This is a genomic window from Rhizobium sp. NLR10b (genome assembly GCF_019685435.1).
Lineage (GTDB): Bacteria > Pseudomonadota > Alphaproteobacteria > Rhizobiales > Rhizobiaceae > Rhizobium.
The window spans coordinates 106,675-124,540 of record NZ_JABDWV010000012.1 but is presented as its reverse complement, the minus strand read 5'-3'; the positions used below and the strand labels follow the sequence as shown (position 1 = coordinate 124,540).

Annotated in this window: 14 protein-coding genes; 6 read left to right on the top strand and 8 right to left on the bottom strand. The window is 62.8% G+C overall.

Annotated elements, in window-relative coordinates; all coding sequences use genetic code 11:
- Positions 1 to 14 precede the first annotated feature (14 nt).
- The 3 genes from HJB91_RS20380 to HJB91_RS20370 form a co-directional block, all read right to left on the bottom strand.
- Positions 15 to 890 (bottom strand): D-alanyl-D-alanine carboxypeptidase family protein, encoded by an 876-nt coding sequence (locus tag HJB91_RS20380; RefSeq protein WP_210631112.1) that lies wholly within the window; start codon positions 888 to 890, stop codon positions 15 to 17.
- Positions 891 to 1,247: 357 nt separating this feature from the next.
- Complete coding sequence (locus HJB91_RS20375; protein WP_210631113.1) at positions 1,248 to 1,808, bottom strand: cysteine hydrolase family protein; 561 nt, start codon at positions 1,806 to 1,808, stop codon at positions 1,248 to 1,250.
- A 104-nt stretch (positions 1,809 to 1,912) separates the two neighbouring features.
- A complete protein-coding gene (locus tag HJB91_RS20370; protein WP_221155796.1) occupies positions 1,913 to 9,019 on the bottom strand; it encodes a hypothetical protein in 7,107 nt (2,368 codons plus the stop codon).
- Positions 9,020 to 9,482: 463 nt separating this feature from the next.
- Here HJB91_RS20370 and HJB91_RS20365 point away from each other — a divergent pair, with 463 nt between their 5' ends.
- Both HJB91_RS20365 and HJB91_RS20360 read left to right on the top strand, forming a co-directional pair.
- Entirely contained in the window at positions 9,483 to 9,866 is a 384-nt protein-coding gene (locus HJB91_RS20365) for an Hpt domain-containing protein (protein ID WP_210631115.1), read from the top strand.
- Between the two features lie 206 nt (positions 9,867 to 10,072).
- A complete protein-coding gene (locus tag HJB91_RS20360; RefSeq protein WP_011425597.1) occupies positions 10,073 to 10,393 on the top strand; it encodes a 2Fe-2S iron-sulfur cluster-binding protein in 321 nt (106 codons plus the stop codon).
- 357 nt (positions 10,394 to 10,750) lie between these two features.
- Here the strand turns inward: HJB91_RS20360 and HJB91_RS20355 are convergent, their stop codons facing one another.
- A complete protein-coding gene (locus HJB91_RS20355) occupies positions 10,751 to 11,377 on the bottom strand; it encodes a DUF922 domain-containing Zn-dependent protease (protein WP_210631116.1) in 627 nt (208 codons plus the stop codon).
- Between the two features lie 102 nt (positions 11,378 to 11,479).
- On the opposite strand from HJB91_RS20355, the gene folP reads away from it, so the two are divergent.
- From folP to folK, 3 genes are read left to right on the top strand one after another with little or no spacing between them, the layout of a single operon-like run.
- Complete coding sequence (folP, locus tag HJB91_RS20350) at positions 11,480 to 12,349, top strand: dihydropteroate synthase (RefSeq protein ID WP_221155795.1); 870 nt, start codon at positions 11,480 to 11,482, stop codon at positions 12,347 to 12,349.
- Entirely contained in the window at positions 12,346 to 12,711 is a 366-nt protein-coding gene (gene folB, locus HJB91_RS20345; protein WP_008525873.1) for a dihydroneopterin aldolase, read from the top strand. Before folP ends, folB begins: the two co-directional genes overlap by 4 nt.
- The gene (gene folK, locus HJB91_RS20340; RefSeq protein WP_210631618.1) at positions 12,704 to 13,222 is read left to right on the top strand and encodes a 2-amino-4-hydroxy-6-hydroxymethyldihydropteridine diphosphokinase; all 519 of its coding nucleotides are present in this window, start codon (positions 12,704 to 12,706) and stop codon (positions 13,220 to 13,222) included. Before folB ends, folK begins: the two co-directional genes overlap by 8 nt.
- Positions 13,223 to 13,283: 61 nt before the next feature.
- Here folK and HJB91_RS20335 read toward each other — a convergent pair whose 3' ends face one another.
- The 4 genes from HJB91_RS20335 to HJB91_RS20320 form a co-directional block, all read right to left on the bottom strand.
- Positions 13,284 to 13,835, bottom strand: coding sequence for a hypothetical protein (locus HJB91_RS20335; protein ID WP_011425593.1), 552 nt, complete (start codon positions 13,833 to 13,835; stop codon positions 13,284 to 13,286).
- A 209-nt stretch (positions 13,836 to 14,044) separates the two neighbouring features.
- A complete protein-coding gene (locus tag HJB91_RS20330; RefSeq protein WP_210631118.1) occupies positions 14,045 to 15,124 on the bottom strand; it encodes a YcjF family protein in 1,080 nt (359 codons plus the stop codon).
- Positions 15,121 to 16,596 (bottom strand): YcjX family protein, encoded by a 1,476-nt coding sequence (locus HJB91_RS20325; RefSeq protein WP_210631119.1) that lies wholly within the window; start codon positions 16,594 to 16,596, stop codon positions 15,121 to 15,123. The genes HJB91_RS20330 and HJB91_RS20325 overlap by 4 nt, the downstream gene beginning before the upstream one ends.
- A 75-nt stretch (positions 16,597 to 16,671) precedes the next feature.
- Positions 16,672 to 17,166, bottom strand: coding sequence for a histidine phosphatase family protein (locus HJB91_RS20320; protein ID WP_221155794.1), 495 nt, complete (start codon positions 17,164 to 17,166; stop codon positions 16,672 to 16,674).
- Positions 17,167 to 17,441: 275 nt separating this feature from the next.
- Between HJB91_RS20320 and dksA the strand changes: the two genes are divergently transcribed.
- Positions 17,442 to 17,861: an RNA polymerase-binding protein DksA gene (gene dksA / locus HJB91_RS20315; protein ID WP_008525884.1), complete on the top strand. Its 420-nt coding sequence runs from the start codon at positions 17,442 to 17,444 to the stop codon at positions 17,859 to 17,861.
- Positions 17,862 to 17,866: the final 5 nt, after the last annotated feature.

Below are 17,866 nucleotides of genomic sequence, written 5' to 3'. Positions count from 1 at the left end.
GCTTGGCTTGCCGGTTATTTCGTCGGTTGCGCGTCGGTCATCGTCGCTGCAGGCTGGCTGCCTGGGGTGGTGGAGGCGGTGGCGGTTGGTGATGAGGGCAGGGTGCTGTCGAGGAGGCTCGCCATTTTGTCGTCGCGCAGGCTTGCAGTCTTTTCACCCATGACGACGCCGACGACGCGGCGGCCATCCTTCAACGCCGAGGTCACGACATTGTAGCCCGATGCATCGGTATAGCCTGTCTTGATGCCGTCGACACCGTCATAGCGATACATCAGATTGTTGTGGCCGCGCAGTTTCATGCCTCGGAACTGAAAGCCGCGCATCGAGAAGAGCTTGAATTCCTCGGGGAAGTCCCGCATCAGCGAAAGGCCGAGCGTGGCCATGTCACGCGCCGTGGTAACCTGCTCCGGATCGGGAAGGCCCGATGGGTTCTTGAAGACCGTGTCCTGCATCCCCAGCTGGCGCGCCTTGTCGGTCATCGCTCTGGCGAAAGCCTGTTCGGAGTCGCCGAGCTGTTCAGCGATTGCCACGGCGGAATCGTTGGCAGACAGCACGACGATGCTTTCGACCGCTTCACGCAGCGTCACCTTGCGGCCAGCGCCGACGGCAAGCTTGAAGGGTTCCTTGCTCTCGGCGTTTTCCGACATGGTGAGCTTCTGATCCCAGGTGAGGCGTCCATCATGCAGCGCCTCGAATGCGAGATAGAGCGTCATCATCTTGGTCAGCGACGCGGGATAGTTGAGATCGTCCTGGTTGGAAGCTTCAAGAACCTTGCCAGACTGCGCATCGATGACGAAGCTTGCCTGACCGGCTTCTGCCGGAATGAAAGCGCCCATCAGCAGGGTGGAGGAGAGCGCGATGGCAAGGAGCCGGGATGTCGTCGTGGTCATCGGTATTGCTGTCTCTTTCGTTGCACGGCCGAGGAGCCGTTGGCTTTAAACGCAAGCGGATCGAAAAAGTTTGTGACGGAATGAAGGAAGGCGGGCAAATAAAAAAGGCCCATCCACAGATGATACCTTTTGTCCCGGGCCCTGCGGTTTTGACAATCGCGCGCATGGCACGTCTAAATTCGTCATGAGCATGAAGCGCGCCTTTCACACGAATTTTCCGCTGCACTTCGAATTGCTGCAGGCGTGGGGGGGCGATCATGGTCGAAACGGCTGCAGGAGGCGCCAGGAGATCGACCAGGCGCTGATCGGACCGATTACCTGCTTCCGATTTGATGTCAGGCGTTGTTGCCAGAGCCTTTACGAAAAGGCAATGTCGACGGCGGGGCGGACCTCCACCGTCGCGTCACCCGCATCGAAACCATCAAGCGTTTCGTTGTGGTGGGCGACAATCTCGGAGAAACTGAAGGTCGCCGTGTCGCCGGTTGTGTGGCCGTCGGCAACCAAGGTCACGTCATAACCGAGCGAAACGGCACGCCTGACGGTCGTGTCGACGCAGAATTGCGACATGCAGCCGCCGACAACGAGGTGGGTAATCGAACGTTCTTGCAAGCGGTCGGCAAGATCGGTCCCGAAGAAGGAGTCGGCGCTCGTCTTGCGCACGACGACCTCACCTGTTTGCGGTGCAATTTCGCGGCGCAGCGCCCATCCTGGCGTGTCTACGGCCAATCGATGGCCGCTATCGCCATCATGTTGCACCAGCACGATCGGCACGCCCGCCTGTCGCGCCTTTTCCTTGAGCAATGCCAGTCGAGCAACGGTCTCATCAAGTGCGGAATCGACCTGTGGTTGGCGGTCCGGCATGGCCTTTCCCGAGAGAATTGCATTCTGCACGTCGATAATCAAAAGGGCCTTGGTCATTTCGTTCGCGGTTCCGGGCTGGGGAGCAGAGCATACCCCCGTCATCAGTGAAAGCCGCCTGACACATGTTCAGGCGGCTTCAGCTCCACGATATCGGCCAGACTCTATCTCAGCCTGCCCGCTGCATGGGCGAGCATGGTGTAAACCTTCCCCGTATCCGAGGTCAGATAGGACTGTGTGACTGTCTGGTTCGGGTCGGTTCGGGCGACGTCGGCGAGCAGCTTTTCGAAATCGCCGATATAGCGGTCGACAGCGGTGCGGAATTCCGGTTCGCGGTCGTATTTGCGCTTGATCTCGTCGAAGGTCTGCTGGCCCTTCAGCGTGTAGAGGCGGCGGGTGAAGACGTCGCGCTCACCGCGCTGGTAGCGGCGCCAGAGATCGACCGACGCATCGTGATCGATGGCCCGGGCGATATCGACGGAGAGCGAATTCAGCGATTCCACGACATGGCGCGGATTGCGGCTGTCGTTGCTGCGTGCGGCCGGTGCGGCGGTTTCCGCCGGGCGGGCGGGAGCACGGGTCGGCGCTTGGTCCGCGGCCTCTTCACGGGATGCGCCCCGCAGAAGATCGCTGATCCAGCCGCCACTTTCCCGGGCCGGTTCCTGGCGGCCCAATTCCTGGCGAGTGGGAGCTGGCTGCTGAGCGGCCCGCTGAGGAGCGGCGGCCGGAGCGGACGGCGCAATCGTACCGCGCAGACCCGCCGCTTCGATCGGCGCAGGCGCTGACGGCTGCGGCGGCTGAGCTGCGACCGGCGGAGTCGGGCGCGGAGCCGGCTGCGCCTGGGCAAGCGAGCGGGCGGCAGGCTCGGAGATTTCCAGCTGCTGGCTGGAGCGGCCGACAAGCTGCGAGATATCCTGCAGGGCCTTGATCTGTTCGGCGACGGCGCGGCGCATGGCCGAGGCGCTTTCCTTGGCTTCCTCGGGCAGGTCGAAGGCGCCGCGCTTCAGTTCGGCGCGGGTGGCGTCGAGCTCGTTGCGGATGTCGGCAGCGGAGCGGCGGATGTCCTCGGTGGCGCCGGAGAAGCGGCCGACGGCATCCTCGATCGCCTCGCGCAGCGATTCCCGCATGTGCTGGGCGGCACCGTCGGAGGCGCGGCCGGCTTCGCCGAGCATGCGCTCGACTTCCGACAGCGAGGCGGTGAGGCCGCCGCGAATACGGTTGGAGAGATCACCGGAACGGCGCTCGACATTGGCGAAGGTGCTGTCGATCGTCGTGTTGGCCTCGTCGCCGGCGCGGGTGATCGCCTCGCGCATCGTCTCGGCGGCCTCCTGTGCGCGCTTCTCGGTTTCCGTCAGAACGCGGCCGATATCGGCGAAGGACGACTGCACGCCCTGGCGCAGATTGCCGGTGACCTGGTTGGAGCGCTGCTCGGCCCGCTCAAACACGGTTTCAATCATGCCGCCGAGGCCGCGCATGGTCTTTTCGATCTCGTCGGAGCGCTGGACCAGGCTGACGGAGAGGGCCTGCAGCGCACCTTCACGCTCCTCGAGCGTCGAGGCGAGGTTGGATTGGGCAGCACCCAGAAGCTGTGAGGCCTGAGTCAGAACCTTGGAGTGTTCGTCGAAGCGGCCGATGATGCTGCCGACTTGGGCCAGCGTCTGGCCAGATATGTCGGATAGGCGGTCGACCTTGCCTTCGAGAAGCCTGGTCGAGGCATTGACCATTTCGGCAGCCTTGGTGGCGGAGTCGGCAAAGCGGGTCGTGGTTTCGCCGAGACGCCCGTCGACGCTCGTCAACTGTTCGGCGGCGCGGTTCATCATCATCGCCATCGCCGCGCTGCTTTCCGACATGCGCTGAACCAGGCCGTTGACGTTGCCGACCAGACTGTTCTCGATGGCGCTGACGGCGTTGGCGACATTCTCGGTGCGGGCGGCAACGGCGCTGGCGAGCGCTTCGTTCTCGGCGCGCAGGCGGTCGGCGCTGAGATTGGCTGCGGCGGTAATGCGGGCAGCGGCCTGCTCGCCGGCATCGGTGTAGCGATCGATGATCGGGCGGGCGGTTTCGTCGAGAATGCGGGTCAATTCGACAGAGCGGCCTGATAGCATCGAGTTGAGGTCGCGGGTGCGTTCCTCAAGCGTCGAGCGGATCGAGTTGCCACGCGCTTCGAGCGCCCGGTCGACGTCGGAGAGGGAAGTATCGATCTCGCGGACGCGCTCCTCGAGATTGGAGCGGATGGCGCTGCTGCGGGCTTCGAGCGCCCGCTCGACATCCGCCATGGTGGCGGAAATCTCGCTGCCGGCCCCGGACAGGGTCGTGCGGATGGCATTGCCGCGTGCCTCGAGCGACTGGCCGGCATCCGACAGGGCCTTGGAAATGGCATTGACCTGGGTGCCGACAACCGTCTCGGCCTCGGCGACCTTGTTGACGATTGCATTGCCGGCTTCCGAGAAGGTCTGGGCGACGGCAGCGGCCTGAGTTGCCAGGCGGTTCTGCGCTTCGGCAACCCGCGTGACGATCTGCGACGAGCGCTCATCCATGGTGCGGGTGAATTCGTCGCTTTTCGCATTGAGATCCTCGGCGAACTGCTGGCCGGTCTTGCCAAGCAGTTCCGTCGTTCTCGTTGCTTCGCCTTCCATTCCCTGGGCTGCTTCGGCCACCGCGCTGCGCAACGTCGAGGCGAGGCCGGCGGCCTTGCCCTCGATGGTGCGGTTGACGGCTTCGAGGCCGACGGTCAAGGCGCGATCCATGGTGGACAGGCGTTCCTCGATGCGTTCGTTGCCGCGGTCAAGGGTTTCGCCGAGACTTGCCGTGCGGCCCTCGATGGCGCCTGCAAGTGTGGTCGTGCGGCTGTCCAGCGTCTCGGCCAGACTGGCCGTGCGGCTGTCGATTGCCTGCGTAAGATTGGCGGCGCTGCCTTCGAGCGTCGTCGAGATGCGTTGAGTGGCGTCGTCACCGAGTGCGCCAAGTCGGGAAATGCCGTTGGCAAGCACGCCGGAGAGGTGGCTGCTGGCGGCTTCGATCTTTTCGGCAACGCCGCCGACGCCGTCGCGGATGCGGGTCTCGATCGCTGTAAGGCCGGATTCCATGCGAGAACCGGTTTCTTCAAGGCGTCCAGCAAGGTTCTCGACCGACTGGTCGAGATGGGTGGAGAGGTTCTGTGCGGAGCTCGAGATCGTGTTCGCCGCCTCCTGGAAGCGGCCGGCGATCTGGCCGGCGCCGGCGCGCATGCGATCTTCCAGCGTCTGGGCGCCGGCATCGATCGCCTGGCGGATCGAGGCTTCTCGGTCTTCCAGCGACATTTCGAGCATGCTGACGCTCGTCGCCACCGAAGTGCCGATGTTGGTCGCCTGTTCGGTGAGTGTATCGCTGATCTGCGCATGCGCCTGGCTCAGCGACAGCTCGATGGCATTGCCGCGGTCCTCGAGCGTCGTGCGGATCCGCTCATGGGCGGAAGCAAGCCCGCCTTCGATGCGTGCCGCGGCCTCCTCGGCCAGACCCCCAAGCCGCGCATGGGCGTCGCTGAGGCGGCCCTCGATGCGGCCGGTCAAGCCGCCGACGAGATCCTCAAAGCGGGCGCCGCCCGCATCGAGAATGCCCGAAAGAGCCGCGCTGTGCTCGGAGAGCGCCGATTCAAGCCGCCGCTGATTGTCGGCATAGGCGTTGTGGATGGCATCCGTCTTGTCGGCAAAGGCGCCGGCAACACGGGCCTCGGCACTGGTGACGGCCTCCATGATCGCATTGCTGCGGGCTTCGAGGGCGCTGTCGAATCGGCTCTGGTTGTCATCGAGCGAAATGGCGAGCGCCATGGTCTTTTCGTCGAGCCTATCGGTGAGCCGGTCATGGCTTGCCGTTACGGCACCGACAAGCGCGGCTGCGCGATGTCCCAGGGCTTCCTCGAGGCGGACCTGCCCTTCGTTCAGCGAGGCGGCCAACGCGCTGGCCTTCTGGTCGAGCACGCCATTCAGGCGTTCATGTGTGCCGGAGACCGCATTGGTGATCGCATCGGCGCCTGATGTCAGCGTCTCCTCGAGACGGCTCTGGCTCTCGTTCAGCGATATGGCAAGGGCCATCGCCCGATCGTCGAGCGTCTCGGACAGGCGGTCATGGGTGGTGGAAACCGCATTGAGGAAGGATTCCGAGCGGCTCTCCAGCGTGTCCTGCAGGCGGCTCTGGCCTTCGTTCAAGGAGGCGGTCAGTGCCGATGCCTTCTCGTCAAGGGTTTCGGCGATGCGCTCATGCGTACCGGAGACGGCCTTGAGGAAAGCTTCGGAGCGGGCTGCCAGCGTGTCTTCGATCCGCGTCTGATTCTCATTGAGCGAGATTGCGAGCGCCATCGCTTTCTCGTCCAGCGTTTCCGACAGGCGATCATGGGTGCCGGAGACTGCATTCAGCAGCGCTGCCGACCGGGTCTGCAGCGTGTCCTCGATGCGGGCCTGGCCTTCGGTCAGTGACATGGCAAGCGCCATCGCCTTTTCGTCGAGCGTCTCGGCGAGGCGGTCATGAGTGCCGGATACAGCATCCAGCAGGGCCGCGGAGCGGCTTTGGAGCGTATTTTCGATGCGTGACTGGGTCTCGCTCAGCGAGTTGGCAAAAGCTGCCGCCTTACCTTCCAGCGTCTCGGCAAACAGGTCATGAGTGCCGGAAACGGCGTTCAGCAGGCCCGCCGAACCGGTTGCGAGCGTTTGCTCGATGCGGGTCTGGCTCTCGTTCAAGGAAATGGCAAGCGCCATCGCCTTTTCATCAAGGGTTTCGGCAAGCCGGTCGCTCGTGCCGGACACACTGTTCAACAATGCTTCGGCGCGGGTTCCAAGCGCGTCTTCGATGCGGGCATGGCGCTCGTCGAGCGAAGCCGTCAGGGCTGCTGCCTTGGTATCCAGCGTTTCCGATAGCCGATCATGCGTGCCTGAGACGGCGTTGAGGAAAGCCGCGGAACGGGTCTCCAGCGTGTCTTCGATGCGGCTCTGGCTTTCGTTCAAGGAGATGGCGAGCGCCATCGCCTTTTCATCAAGGGTTTCGGAGAGGCGGTCATGGGTGCCGGAAACGGCGGTGAGCAGCGCCTCGGAGCGGGTTTCGAGCGTATCCTCGATGCGGGCCTGGCTCTCGTTCAGGGAAATGGCAAGTGCCATCGCCTTTTCGTCAAGCGTTTCCGCAAGACGGTCATGGGTGCCGGAAACGGCGTTGATGATAGCGTCGGAGCGGGTCGTCAGCGCTTCCTCGAAGCGGCCGTGATGGGTGGTTAGCGCGTCGATCAGCGCTCCGCCGCGCTCCGACATGACGCTGTCAATACGCTCATGGGCTGTGCCAACCGCGTCCCGGATTTCTGCTGCGCGCGCTGTCAATACGCTGGTGAGTTCCTCTGCGCGGCCGCCGAAGGCCGTCGTGACCTGCTCGGTGCCGGCGGCAACGGCGGCGGTCAAATCGGTAGTGGTTGTGCGCAGCGTATCGCGGAATTCGGCCGAGCGGGCCTGAAGATTGTTCTGCAGATCGGAGGTGCCTGATGCAAGCGCCAGCGCGATGTCCGACGTGGCGCTCTGCAGCGCCGAGGTCAGCTCGCCGGTGCGGCTGGTGAGTGCGGTGGTGATTTCTTCCGTGCGGCTGTTGAGCGTGCTCTCCAGCACTTCATGACCGGTTGCGAGCGCAGTCGCGAGCGCCAGCGACTGGTCGGTCATCGAGGAGCCGAGCCGGTCGATGCTGGAAGTCAAAATGCCCTCGATCGAATCCGAACCGCCGGTCAGGGTTTCGTTGATGCGGGCAAGGCTCTCCATCAGCTTGGTGTCGAGCGAGCCGGTGCGCTTGTCGAAAGCGCTGGTGAATTCGGCGACACGCTCGTCGAAGGCGGTCGACAGCTGGGCAACGGTCGTCTGCAGGCGTTCTTCCAAGAAGCCCGAGCGCAGGTCGAGATCCATGACGGCGTCGTCGGCGGTGCTCTGCAGGCTCTGGCGGAAGCTTGCGCCCTTCTCATCGAGCGCGCTGTTCAGCTTGGACAGCACGTCGTCCAGCGTCCCGCCGATGGTGCGTTCGCCCGATGTCAGGCTCTCGTTGATCTCGCGGGTGCGGGCGATCAGGATCTCGTTCAGCTGATGCGTGCGCTCGTTCAGCGCCGCGTTCAGCTTCTCGGTGCTGCTGTCCATGGTCGAGGCGCGCGTCTCGAACTGGCTGAGCAGTCTTTCGCCGTGTTCGTTGAGGTTGACGGAGAGCGCCTCGAGGCGGTTATCGAATTCGGTGGCGAGCGCAAAACCGGAGGCGTTCAGTGTCTGGAGGAGGCTGTCGGTCTTGGCGGCAAGCAGGCTGCCCATCGACTGCAGGGCGCTGTCCGATTTTTCCAGGATCGTCGCTGCGCGCGTGTCGATCAGCGAGGCAAAGGCTTCACCCGATGTGGCGAGCCGCACGGCGATCTCTTCGGTCGCCAGCGACAGTTCTTCCTTCAGCTGGTCGTGGACGCTGCCGATCGAGGTGCGGATGCGGTCGGCATGATTGACGATCGCCTCCCGCTCCGAGCCGAGTTCATGGACAAGACCGCGCACGCGCAGCTCGTTGTCCGCATAGGAGCGTTCCAGCGCGTTGACTTCGGAATGGACCAGCGTTTCCAGCTCGGAAGCGCGCGCGATGGTGCGCTCGATGCCTTCGTTCATGGCCGAGACCTCGCGGCGCACCGCCTGGCCAACGGTCATGATGCGTTCGGAGGCGATTGTTTCCGGCTCCGCCAGGCGCAATGCCACCTCTGCCATGGAGCGGGCGGCGTTGCGCATGTCCTGGGCGCGGGAGATCATGATGGCGAAAGCATAGAACAACATCACCGGAATGATGATGCCGACCAGGCCGGCAATGACGCCGGGCAGGGCGACGAGATCGGCGATCGAGCGGATCTGCCAGATCTGCGGCGCATAAAGCAGCGACATCAGGCCGAGGCCCGCCATGACCCAAAGCACGGAAAACAGGGTAGCGGTGCGCATGGCCGAGCGGCTGGAAGCGCCGTCGAAGGATTTCAGGATCGAGGCGGGCGTATTGCGGCTGGCATCATTGGCGGGCGCGAAGGCCGAAGCCCTGGAAGCCTGCTCGGCCCCGGCGCCGCGGCGGCTGCGGCGCCGCGCTTCTTCCTGGGCCTGCTGATTGCGCGCATTCGATGGATCAGACACATTACCCTCCGGCGCCTGGGGCGCGTCGCCGTGGCGAGACGGCACATTGTCCTTGCCAAAGTCGATCTGGAGCGCCTCGTCCAATGCCTTGAACGCCTTGTCCTCGATCGACTCATTATATTTGTTATTCGCCATTCGGTTACGCCTCGTTACTGTCGGCCGGCCCGGCAGCGCACCCCCGGCTTCCGCCTGCCCGGGAACAACTTTGCCGTTGCGGCCCTCCATCCCAACCGCGGACGGATAAGCATGTCATTTCAGAGTAGATAGCCGCTTTTTCAAACGGAAGGTATCAAAACACTACCATTATCCACTCACTCGGCAAAGGCGCGTGCCATAAACCCGCTCCACCAGTATCGTAGTGACACATCTGGGCTCTGCACACAATTAATGAAGGCTTGAGATTCATGGCTCGTTAACCCGTTGTTAACACCTTTGAATCCGAGGCCCTGCTTAAAAACCAATAATTTAGTGATATTTAACGGATGTTAACCATATGGTGAGATTTTCGCGCCCGATGTGCCGGAATTTAACGCGATGGCCACCCTCCCGACGCAGAACTGTAGCAAGTGCGGACGACCTGAGACGGGAGAAATGGCAAATGGCGGCCCAGCTGGCAGCATTGAAGATCGTATTCGAGGCGCCTGATAATGCAAAGGGGCCGTGCCCCTCGAAGGTCCGGCCGATCGATCTCGTCCATCTCGCAAAGCAGACGATGGGCGACAAGTCTCTGGAAATCGAAGTCCTTCAGATGTTTGCGCGCCAGGCGCGGGCGTGCCTCCAGGATATGGCGAGCGGTGAGACCGTGCGTGTCGGCGCGGCCGCGCATCGGCTGAAAGGTGCGGCGAGTTCGGTCGGCGCATTCCACGTGTCGCAGACGGCTGAAGTCGTCGAGGAGACCGGCGGCGATGCCAGCGCGATGGCGGCGCTCGGCGCTGCCGTTCTCGATGCCGAGAATTTCATTCTCAAGCTCTGCCGCGGCTGACCTCCAACTTTTCTTTCGTTGATCGAACGAGGCCCGTTGTTTCATTGCGGAACCACGGGTCTTTTTGCGACGCCCCAGATGACGCTTTGAAGACGGCGGGCGAGGGCCGGATCTGCGAGGTTAGGGCGGATTTCCGAATGTTGACTGACGCGTCGAATTGTCGGAAGAAACTCCGCCCACCCATTTGAAGACCGGAAATAGTCCTGATGCCCAAACTTACCATCGTCGCCTTCGACGGCACGCGCTTCGACCTCGACGTCGACCAAGGCTCCACCGTGATGGAGAATGCCGTGCGCAATTCGGTGCCCGGCATCGAGGCCGAATGCGGCGGCGCCTGCGCCTGCGCCACCTGTCACGTCTATGTCGACGAGGAATGGACGGAAAAGGTCGGCCAGCCGGAAGCGATGGAAGAGGATATGCTCGACTTCGCCTTCGACGTGCGCCCGACCTCGCGGCTCTCCTGTCAGATCCGGATGAAGGCCGCTTATGACGGGCTCGTCGTGCACGTGCCCGAACGCCAGGCCTGAGGCGCTCTGCGTTTCGCGCCAGCGCATCGGCCCGAAAATCGGAATCGATTTTCGGAGGCGAATATCCGACATCATCACCACAAAAAAGACGCCTCGCGCGCTGGTGCGAGCGAGGCGAGGCGGGCGCATTACCAACGGATGAGGGAGGAACATCCGCGGCTTCGGAACGCGCCAGGAGAACCCAACGAGGAAAGTCCAGATGCCGTACCTGAACTTTCGAATGTGTTCATATTAACGCGTTCCGGTTGAGTCTGCCAGAATGAAAAATGACCATTAAAACGCTGGGGAAGGGGTAAGTTTCGCACAAGTTTCGTTGCGCAGCTAAGTTTTTCCGCTCGTCACCAGCTCGAAAAGGCCTTAATTTCCGCCGGCTCGACCATTGATTCGATTTTTCAGCAATCTCAGCATGCGCTTCTGGAAGTTGACCGCCTCAACCCGGTCGAATCGCGCCTGCAGCCGATCGTGCTCCTCTATGCCGCGAGTTGATTCGTTGGAGACGAGCTCCTGCATGGCCTCGCAGTTGCGCTGCTGCGGCAATGCGCGGATGGCGCGCTCCATGGCGCGGGCCTGGTCTCTGGCGATTTCGGCATGACGCTCCTCATGGCGCTTGATGTCGCTCGACAGTGCGTCCCATATCATCGACAGCTCCTTGCTGGCGCCTCTGCGGCTGTTCCAGCGCGGCAGTATGACCTGGGTGTGAACGGTGACCTTGACATTGCCGACGCGGCATCGGCCATTATCCTGGATATAGGTGGCCTCGCCGCCGAAGCGTATCTTGGTGGCGCCGGGATGGCGTGCCGACGAACCGCTCGCCGTCGGGCCGCGCCGGCTGAGCTCCCGGTCGAGCTCATCGGCGGTTTTGCCGCGGATGTCGAAATAGGAATAACTTTTCGATGCGATCACTTCGGCTGCCGCTGGACTGCTGACGGAAAGAGCAATGGAAAAGGCGACAGGAAGGCACATATAACGCATTGCAAGCGGCATTCTGAACGCAACCCATGTTGAAATCGGCAGGAGCTTGGGGCATAGCCACCGTAAGCGCAATATCGGATGGCGGCTTTTTTCGTCATCAATAGGACAAGTCTGGTGACAGGGCTCGAAGGCAGTTTCTGGCGTGTCGGCCATGGCCGGGAAATCGAACTCGGCGGTCGTTCGGCGATCATGGCGATCATCAATGTTACGCCGGACTCCTTCTCCGACGGCGGACGTTTTGAAACCGTCGATGCCGCCGTCGAACATGCATTGCAGGCGGTCAGCGATGGTGCTGCGATCATTGACATCGGTGGCGAATCGACCCGGCCTGGTGCGTTGTCGGTCAGCCCTTCGGAAGAGCAGGCGCGGGTGTTGCCCGTCATCGAGGCGCTGCGCGGTCGCACCGAGGCGCTGATCTCGATCGATACCTATCGTGCCGAGACGGCGCGGCTTGCCGTCGGCGCCGGCGCCCATATCGTCAACGACGTCTTCGGACTGCAGAAAGATGCAGGTATTGCGGATGTGGCCGCGGCCAGCGGCGCGGGGCTCTGCATCATGCATACCGGCCGTGACAGGGTTAAACTTGCCGATGTGATCGCGGACCAGGCGCATTTCCTCGAACGGTCGCTGGCGATCGCCGCCGCGGCCGGAGTCAACATCGACCAGATCGTGCTCGATCCGGGTTTCGGCTTCGCCAAGGAGATGGCTGAGGAGAACCTGGAGCTGATGGCGCGGTTTTCCGAACTGTCGCGCTTCGGCCTGCCGCTGCTTGCCGGCACGTCACGCAAGCGCTTCCTTGGCGCGGTGACGGGGCGCGAGGCGCTGGAGAGGGATGTGGCGACAGCCGCATCAAGCGCGCTGCTCAGGCTTCAGGGGGCTGCGGTTTTCCGGGTGCACAATGTCGCAATCAACAGGGATGCGCTTGCTGTCGCCGATGCTATGCTCAATGCGCGCCAGGAATTCGAGAGGAAGCGGCCGACATGACCACCTACACGATCACGCTGCAGAACTGCGCCTTCTTCGCGCGCCACGGCGTGCATGACGAGGAGGAATTCCTCGGCCAGCGCTTCTTCGTCGACGCCGAGCTCGATGTGGTTGCCGGCGAAGCGCTGGAAAGCGATTCGATCAACGACACCGTCAATTACGGCATTGCCTTCACGGTGATCGAGGAGATCGTCACTGGCAAGCGACGCTACCTCATCGAAGCCCTGGCGCTCGATATCGCCAAGGGCCTCTGTCAGACATTCCCGCAGGTGCGCCGGGCGAAGATCACGGTGCGCAAGCCGAATGCGCCAGTGCCAGGCGTGCTCGATTTCGTGCAGGTGAGTGTTGAACATTTTGCCTGAGGCTGAATCACAATCGGCCACACTCGGCCTCGGCGGCAATATCGGCGATCCGGTAAAGGCGATGGCCGCGGCGCTGCAGAGGCTGGACGGGCGCGACGACTGTCGTGTCACCGCCGTATCGCGGCTCTATCGCACGCCGCCTTGGGGCAAAACGGACCAATCGTTCTTCTTCAACGCCTGCGCAGCCGTCGAAACCCGGCTCCCTCCGGAGGCGTTGCTCGATGTCTGTCTTTCGATAGAGCGTGAGATGAAACGCGAGCGTATCGAGCGCTGGGGACCGCGCACGCTCGATATCGACGTGCTGACCTATGGCAATGTCGTCCAGCAGGCGCCGCGGCTGGAGCTGCCGCATCCCCGTATGACCGACCGCGGTTTCGTCCTGATGCCGCTTGCCGATATCGCCCCAGGCCTTCTCGTCAAGGGCAGGACAGTCAGTGAGTGGCTGCAGGAGGCCGATGTGGCCGGCATCGAGGTCGCCGATGATAGCGGCGACTGGTGGCGCAGCGCCTGAGGCTCTGAAACGCGAACGGCGGGAAACCCGCCGCTTCAGGAAAACCCGTAATCCAGTCGGTCTACTGGATGGAGCCGACGGCCATTTCGTCGACCTGACGAGTCAATGTCAGGCCGATAACCGGGATCATCTGGCTTTCGACCTTGACCGACACGGTAACGTTCATCGTCTTGTCGTCACGCACGCGGGCGATCATCGCGCCATTCAGCTTGGCGCGGTTAATGCCGACCACGACCGTATCCTCGGTGACGGCGCCGGAGACGACGTCAAGACCCTTGCCGGCGGCGCCGTCGAGGAACTTGCCCTTGTAGGTGGAGCCCGACTGCGAGATGACGGCGCTCATCGGCTGCTTGAAGACGCCGACGCGGCAGGTTCCATCGAGCTTGATGCCGGCAGTGCTGTCGCCGGTGGGTTCACCGGTCAGGTTGCAGGTGAATTTCGTGCCCTTGTACTTGCCGGCGACGATCTCGCCCGGGCCCTTCCAGGAGCCGGTGACGGATTCGAAGAAGGCCTTGTCGCGGGTTGCGGCAGTGGCTGCCGGAGCGACGTCTGCGACAGGAGACAATGCCGCGGCGGCGAGGCCGCATAAGAAGAGAAACTGGCGCGAATACATGGATTTTCCTTGGCAAACACCACTCACGAACTGGTGCCAAGTTTTGCCGAAGAATGGTTAATCCTTCCTTTCGATTGTGCCGAAATGCGAGTGATTGGATTTCTGTCGTGCCGCGCGGATTTTAGGATCCGGCGGCTACAGTGTTGAATCTGCTTAACTTCGCCAACTTCACCTACGGGAAGGTGAGAGCTGCGGAATCGCCTCGTCGCTTAAGGATTGTTGCCGCGCGGCGACATTGAAGGCGTGAGGTCGCCGATAAAATCGCCGATTCCCGGTCGCTTCACCGCACGAAAGGCAAGCGGGCGACAGAGATCCATCGCCGCGATTCCGATGCGAGCGGTCATCAGGCCGTTGATCACGCCTTCGCCGAGTCGAGCCGATAGCTTCGAGGCCAGCCCATGGCCGAGCACCTGCTGGACGAGACTGTCGCCGACAGCGATCGAGCCGGTGACGGCGAGATGGGCCAGCACGTCACGCAGGAGGCGGCACATGCCGAGCGTGCCGGGGCGGCCTCCGTAAAGCTCGGCCATGGCGCGGATGAGGCGCACGGACTCGTAGAGCACATAAAGCAGATCGACGATCGCGCGCGGGCTGACGGCGGTAACGATCGAGACGCGCTTGGAGGCGTTGACGATGAGCGCCCGCGCTTTGCGGTCGAGTGGGGCCAGGAGTTCGCGTTCGGCCAAGGCGATCAGATGCGGGGGGTCGATGACCTCGCCCTCGGTCGCCTTCAGCGTCGCGCGGCCCTTCGATGTCTCGGGGCTGGCCGCAAGAAGCGTGGTGAGGCGCGCAACGACGGCGCGCGCTTTCGCCGGCCGTGTTTCGAGGATCGCCGCCTCTGCTTCCGCCTTGATCGCTTGAACAGCGGCAAGGCGCATCATGCCCGCGGTCTCGCGGATGACGAGGGCAAGAACGGCGAGAATGCCGATCGCCAGCACGCCAAGAGCTGCATAACCCAGCCAGTCGGCGCGGGTGAAGAGATTGCGGATCAGCCGGTCGGTCCAGAGGCCGATGCCGAGCGATAGCAGGATCCCGAAGGCGCCTAGTGCGATCTTGCCGAAGGAGGTGCGCCGCTTGCGTGGCGTCGCCACCGGCACTGCGCTCGCATCCCTGTCGGGATTGATGAAGGGATCCTCCTCGTCAGGCGTCAAGACGATGTCTTCCGAGAAGCTTTCCGGTCTGCGTCGGCCTTGCTGTTGCCGACCATTGTCGCGCGGCACGGCAGCCTCATCCTCATAGGCGAAGGCGGCGGGTGGCCGTTGCGGCAAATCGGAGGGGGGCTTACTCATGCGAGACGGTCTCCGAACAGGAACTGCATGGCGCGGTCAAGGCGGATATGCGGCACCGACAGCTTGATGCCGCCGCCGGTCTCCTCGAGATGCGGCGGGCGGAATCGGACGACGTTAACGTCGGGCAGGGTATCGGCGGTCTCGCCGGAAGCGATGCGGTCGAACAGGCTTTCCGGATCCAGCGGCAGGTCTCCGGGGAAGATCGCGGTCTTTTTCTGGCCGTCGAATCGCTCGCCGGCAATGGTTTCACCCTCCATCGGCGTGCCGACGATGACAGGCAGTTCATGGCCGTCGCGTTTGACCGATGCCTCGCGCGTGGCGCGCACGGAAGCGAGCGCCATCACGTCGATTCCGGCTCCGGCCATGCCGATGCGGGCGATGGCGCGATCGACGAGGCGGCGGGTCAGCGCATCGAGCCGATCATGGCTCTCATGATGGAGATGGTCGGCCTTGGTGGCGGCGACCAGCACACGGTCGATACGGCGCCCCAGCAGCGACGAGAGCAGCGAGTTGGTGCCGGGGCGGAAGCAGGCGAGCACGTCGGTCAGCGCGCGCTCCAGATCCTGGACGGCTTCGGGGCCGCGGTTCATGGCCTGCAGCGCGTCGACCAGCACGATCTGCCGGTCGAGCCGGGCGAAATGCTCGCGGAAGAACGGTTTGACGACCACGGATTTATAGGCCTCGTAACGCCGCTCCATCATCGTCCAGAGCGAGCCGCGATGGGGACGCGCGCCCGGCGGCAGGACGAGCGGGGCGAAAGTCAGTGCCGGCGAGCCGTCGAGATCGCCGGGCAGAAGCAGACGCCCGGGCGGCAAAGTGGAGAGTGAGCGTTCGTCGGCCTTGCAGGCCTTGAGGTAATCGGCAAAGGCGGTGGCAAGCGCGCGGGCTGCCATCTCGTCGGCGCCGGCATTTATATCGGCGGCACGTGTCAGAGCCAACCATTCCCGCGACAGTTCGGAGCGCACGCCGTTTTGCGCAAGCGCAATCGTTTCCTCGCTGAACGTGCGGTAATCCTTGCCGAGCAGCGGCAGGTCGAGCAACCATTCGCCTGGATAATCGACGATATCGATTGACAGCCTGCCAGGCGAGAACAGGCGGTTCCACCCGCTGGCGCTCTGATAATCGACCGTAATGCGCAGTTCGGAAATGGCGCGCGTGGAATCCGGCCAGACGCGGTCCTTCACCAGCGCCCGGATATGATCCTCATATTGGAAACGGGGCACGGCATCATCGGGCTGAGGCTCCAGCCGCACGGCCGAAACGCGTCCCGACTGCACCGGCTCGAACAGCGGCAGCCGGCCGCCATGCAGGAGATTGTGGACAAGCGAGGAGATGAAGACCGTCTTACCGGAGCGGGAGAGGCCGGTGACGCCGAGCCGCACGGTCGGATTGACGAGGCCGCTTGCCCTGTCGGCGAGATTATCAAACGCGATGCGGGCGTCGTCGGCGAGGGATGTCAGGCGTGGCGGCAAGGCGCAATTCCGGTTGATGACTGCCGGCAATATAGGAAGACTGCACCGCCCGAAAAAGAAGCGGAGCGAAAGACTTCAGACGACGAGAAAATCGATCAGGCGCCAGCCGCTGGCGGAAGCATCGAAATCGACAACGGCAAGACCTGCCGTTGGAAAGCCGGCGGGAAGGGCGTTTACCATGGCCTCGCGGCCGATCAGCGCCTCGAGCGCCTGCTCGATCGTCGGGTTGTGGCCGACCAGCATGACGGCGGCATTATCCTGCGCATCGACGATTTCGACATAGGTATCGACCGTGGCGTTGTAGAGCGCGTCGATGTAACTCACGTCGAGTGTCAAACCCATTGCCCGATGGACGGCGTCGGCGGTGTCGCGGCAGCGAAGCGCCGTCGAACTGATCAGAAGATCGGGACGGTAGCCCTTGGCGGCGGCTTTGTTGGCGATAACCTCGGCATCGCCGTAGCCTTTTTCGTTGAGCGGGCGGTCGAAATCGCGCTGTCCGGGTTCGGCCCAGGCGGCCTCGGCGTGACGCAGGAGATAGATGCGATTGGGCGGAGGCAGGGGTACGGTCATGGGTAAATCCGGGATCGGCGGGTCTTTTCAGTAGCGGTTGCGATCATCCGCCGTCAACCGCCAGCCATGCCGCAACGGCCCAAAACGTGGGCGACCACAAGGCGTTTTGAAGACGAGACGAAAATTGCGAACGCGAATAATCATGAGAAAATAGTCCCTTAGCCAAAAATTGTAACAGATTTAAAAATCTGTTTAGCTGTCGTATTTGGCTTGAATCGCGGCTAGCGCTTGGGATATACACCCGCCCAGATGAGATGTTCTTCAGGAGAATCGCGTTGAGTGAGAAGATCGATCTTAGCAATTACGTTCCCTCGGAAGAGGAAGAATTCATGAACGTAAACCAGCGTGCCTACTTCAGGGCAAAGCTGGTCGCCTGGAAAAACGATATCCTTCGAGAAGCGCGCGAAACACTCGACCATCTGGCCGAGGAAAGCGCAAACCATCCCGATCTCGCCGACAGGGCGTCGTCGGAAACCGACAGGGCGATCGAACTTCGCGCCCGCGATCGGCAGAGAAAACTGATCTCCAAGATCGACGCGGCGCTGCAGCGCATCGAAGACGGCACCTACGGCTATTGCGAGGAAACCGGCGAACCGATCGGTCTCAAGCGTCTCGACGCCCGTCCGATCGCGACGCTGTCGATCGAGGCGCAGGAGCGCCACGAACGTCGCGAAAAGGTCTACCGCGACGAATGACCATT